Below are 4235 nucleotides of genomic sequence, written 5' to 3' on the forward strand. Positions count from 1 at the left end.
CACGACGCGCGGCGGATCCGTGTCCGCCAGCAGCTCGGCAGTCGCCTCGATGCCGTCCATCACCGGCATCCGGATGTCCATCAGCTCGACGGGCAGAGCCACCGCGAAGAAGACCGCCGCCACGACGATGTCGGTGACGAGCTGGTGGGTCTTGAGCCGGCGGAACACGGGTTCACGCTACGGGCAACCGGGGTGCGAGGCATCCGTCGAGCGATGTATCCCACGCCCGTCGGCGACGCCGTATACCAGTCCTGTGTCGCGGGCGTATCGATCCCCTCGAACCCCTTGCCGCGCATCCCCCTCAGGCTTTACTGTCCGGACACAGGCTGAAATCGACGGGAAACGTCCGAGGACCAAGATCGAACAGCGGGGGCAGTCCCCACCGGTGCCCGAACCGGTCCCCGTCGGCGACAGCGCGAAGTGGTTCAGTCGAGACGGATGGAGACCGGCATGGCGACGGTACGCGCGGCAATTTCCCAGACCACGTGGACGGGCGACAAAGAGTCGATGCTCGACAAACACGAGGGATTTCTTCGGGATGCCGCTGCCGATGGCGCGCAGGCGATGTGCTTCCAGGAGCTGTTCTACGGGCCCTACTTCGGCATCACTCAGGACAAGAAGTACTACCGCTACGCCGAACCGGCCGACGGGCCGATCGTGCAGCGGTTCGCGTCGATCGCGAAGGAGCTGGGCGTCGTGACGATCCTCCCGATCTACGAGGAGGATCAGACGGGCGTGTATTACAACACCACCGTCGTGGTCGATGCCGACGGCACCGTTCTGGGCAAGTACCGCAAGATCCACATCCCCCACGTCGAGAAGTTCTGGGAGAAGTTCTATTTCCGCCCGGGCAACCTGGGCTACCCGGTGTTCGAGACCGCGATCGGCAAGATCGGGACGTACATCTGCTACGACCGGCACTTTCCCGAGGGTTGGCGCGAGTACGGCCTGCGCGGCGCGCACGTCGTGTTCAACCCCAACGCGACCAAGCCCGGGCTCTCGAACCGCCTGTGGGAGGTGGAGGGCCCAGCGGCCGCCGTCGCGAACGGCTACTTCGTGCTGCAGCCGAACCGGGTCGGCCGCGAGGACAACGAGTTCGGCGACGAGGCGGTGAACTTCTACGGCACGAGCAATGTGATCGATCCGCGAGGGAATTTCGTCGGCGACCGCGGCTCGGGAGACCACGAGGAACTGCTCGTGCGCGACCTCGACATGGACATGGTTCAGGAGATGCGCGACGACTGGCAGTTCTACCGCGACCGCCGGCCGGACACCTACACAGAGATCGCGAAGCCCTGACATGGCGACCACACTCATCACCGGCGGCACCGTCGTCTCCGCCACCGGCCGGTCGCTGGCAGACGTGCTCATCGACGGCGAGACCGTCGCGGCGGTGCTGTCGCCCGGCTCGCAGCTGCTCGGGACGGATGTCGCGGCATCCGTGGACACCGTGATCGACGCGACCGGCAAGTATGTGATCCCCGGCGGCATCGATGCGCACACCCACATGGAGCTGCCGTTCGGGGGAACCGCGGCCATCGACACGTTCGAGACCGGCACCCGCGCCGCCGCGTGGGGCGGAACGACGAGCATCGTCGACTTCGCGGTGCAGCGCTACGGCGAACGAGTGCAGGACGGCCTGGCCGCGTGGCACGAGAAGGCCGCGGGCAACTGCGCCATCGACTACGGGTTCCACCAGATCATCGGCGGGGTGGACGAAGACGCACTCGCGGCGATGCCCGGCCTGATCGACGAGGGCGTGACGAGCTTCAAGCTGTTCATGGCCTACCCGGGAGTGTTCTACTCGGACGACGCGCAGGTGCTCAAGGCCATGCAGGTCTCCCGCGACACCGGGCTGCTGACGATGATGCACGCGGAGAACGGCCCCGTGATCGACGTGCTCGCGGCACAGTTGGTCGCCGAGGGCAAGACCGACCCCTACTTCCACGGCATCGCCCGCGCTTGGCAGATGGAGGAAGAGGCGACCCACCGCGCGATCATGATCGCGAACCTGACCGGCGCCCCGCTCTACGTCGTGCACGTGAGCGCGAAGCAGGCGGTCGAGCAGCTCGCCGCGGCGCGCGACCGCGGCCAGAACGTCTTCGGCGAGACGTGTCCGCAGTACCTCTACCTCTCGCTCGAGGAGCAGCTCGGGGCGTCCAGCGAGGAGTGGGGGCGCTTCGAGGGAGCGAAGTGGGTGTGCTCCACGCCCCTGCGCTCGCGCGCCGAGGGCCACCAGGACCACATGTGGCAGGCGCTGCGGACGAATGACCTGCAGATGGTCTCGACCGACCACTGCCCGTTCTGCATGAAGGACCAGAAGGAACTCGGTCGCGGAGATTTCCGCGCGATCCCGAACGGGATCGGCTCGATCGAGCACCGCATGGACCTCATGTACCAGGGCGTCGTGACCGGGAAGATCACGCTGGAGCGGTGGGTGGAGCTGACCTCGACCACGCCGGCGCGCATGTTCGGGATGTACGGACGCAAAGGCGTGATCCAGCCAGGTGCCGACGGCGACATCGTCGTCTACGACCCGAACGGGCACACCTCGATCGGCGTGGGCAAGACGCATCACATGAACATGGACCATTCCGCGTGGGAGGGCTTCGAGATCGACGGCCACGTCGACACGGTCCTGTCGCGAGGCAAGGTGATCGTCGACGGCAACGAGTACCTCGGTTCGAAGGGCGACGGGCAGTTCCTCAAGCGCGGCCTGACCCAGTACCTGACATGAGTGACCGGTCCCCGCGACCGAATCGACCGATAGGAGCACCATGGACTTCGGCGTCGTCCTGCAGACCAACCCACCTGCCGCCCGCACCGTGCAGCTCGCGAAGCTGGCGGAGGCCCACGGATTCAACCACGTCTGGACGTTCGACTCGCACCTGCTCTGGGAGGAGCCGTACGTCATCCACTCGGCGATCCTCGCCGAGACGAACCGGGTGACCGTGGGTCCGTTCGTCACCAATCCCGCCACGCGGGACTGGACGGTGACGGCATCCGTCTTCGCCACCCTCAACGAGATGTACGGCAACCGCACGATCTGCGGAATCGGCCGCGGCGACTCGGCCGTGCGCGTCACCAACGGCAAGCCGGTCACGATGAGCGAGCTGCGGGCGTCGATCCACGTCATCCGCGAGCTCGCGAACTCCCGACCGGTCGAGTACAACGGCGCCACGATCCAGTTCCCGTGGAGTCACGGCTCGAAGCTCGACGTGTGGGTCGCCGCCTACGGTCCGCTCGCGCTGAAGCTGACCGGCGAAGTGGGCGACGGGTTCATCCTGCAGCTGGCCGACCTCGACGTCGCCGCGTGGATGATCAAGACCGTCCGGCATGCCGCCGCCAATGTGGGCCGCGACCCGGACTCGATCGCATTCTGCGTGGCGGCGCCCATGTACATCGGCGACGACTGGCAGCACATGCGCGACCAGTGCCGCTGGTTCGGCGGGATGGTCGGCAATCACGTCGCCGACATCGTGGCGAAGTACGGGCACCACGCCGACGAGAGCGGCGTGCCCGCCGAGCTCATCGACTACATCGAGGGGCGCGTCGGGTACGACTACAACACGCACGGCAAGGCGGACAACGACCACGTGGACTTCGTGCCCGACGAGATCGTCGACCGCTTCTGCATCCTGGGCACGGCGGAGGAGCACATCGCGAAACTCGAGAAGCTGCGCGCGCTCGGCGTGACCCAGTTCGCCGGGTATCTCCAGCACGACAACAAGGAGGAGACGCTGCGCGTCTACGGAGAGACGGTCATTCCGGCACTCTCCGAGCACGTGGTGGCCAAGCGATGACGACGACCCTCGAGCCGACCAGCGGACCCGCAGCGCCTCCGCGCGCCAAGCCTCTGCGCGCGGCTCGGCCGCGTGCGCTCTCGGCTTGGCTGTGGGGAGCGGTGGGCATCCTGCTGCTGGCGCTCGTGTGGGAGCTGTACAAGTTCCTCGGCCCGTCGGACGGGGTCGTGATCGGGGGCATGCGCATCCTGCCGCGCACCACCGACCTCGCGATGCCGCACGTCTGGGACATGATCGGCCGACTGCTGCAACCGGTGACGCGCGCCGAGGGATCGCCCGCGCTGTGGGCGGCGATCGCGCTGGCCGCGCTCACGACCCTCGGCATCGCCGCCGTCGGCTGGCTCGTCGGACTCGTCGTGGGCATCGCGCTCGCGCTGGTGATGCAGCGATGGCGTCTGGTCGAGTGGGGCCTGCTGCCCTGGATCATCCTCA

The 4235-nt window shown here is 67.1% G+C and carries 3 protein-coding genes and 1 pseudogene; all 4 read left to right on the top strand.

Features of this window, described 5'->3' with window-relative positions; all coding sequences use genetic code 11:
* Positions 1–450: 450 nt before the first annotated feature.
* A complete protein-coding gene (locus VFX99_RS07995) occupies positions 451–1299 on the top strand; it encodes a nitrilase-related carbon-nitrogen hydrolase (RefSeq protein ID WP_329665766.1) in 849 nt (282 codons plus the stop codon).
* 1 nt (position 1300) lies between these two features.
* Positions 1301–2737: a dihydropyrimidinase gene (hydA, locus tag VFX99_RS08000; RefSeq protein WP_329665767.1), complete on the top strand. Its 1437-nt coding sequence runs from the start codon at positions 1301–1303 to the stop codon at positions 2735–2737.
* A gap of 40 nt (positions 2738–2777) precedes the next feature.
* Entirely contained in the window at positions 2778–3803 is a 1026-nt protein-coding gene (locus VFX99_RS08005) for a TIGR03842 family LLM class F420-dependent oxidoreductase (RefSeq protein WP_329665768.1), read from the top strand.
* Positions 3800–4235 (top strand): annotated as a pseudogene (locus tag VFX99_RS08010) (ABC transporter permease); the annotation flags it as partial. The gene VFX99_RS08005 and the pseudogene VFX99_RS08010, both read left to right, overlap by 4 nt.

It is taken from the genome of Microbacterium sp., assembly GCF_036277215.1.
Taxonomy (GTDB): domain Bacteria; phylum Actinomycetota; class Actinomycetes; order Actinomycetales; family Microbacteriaceae; genus Microbacterium.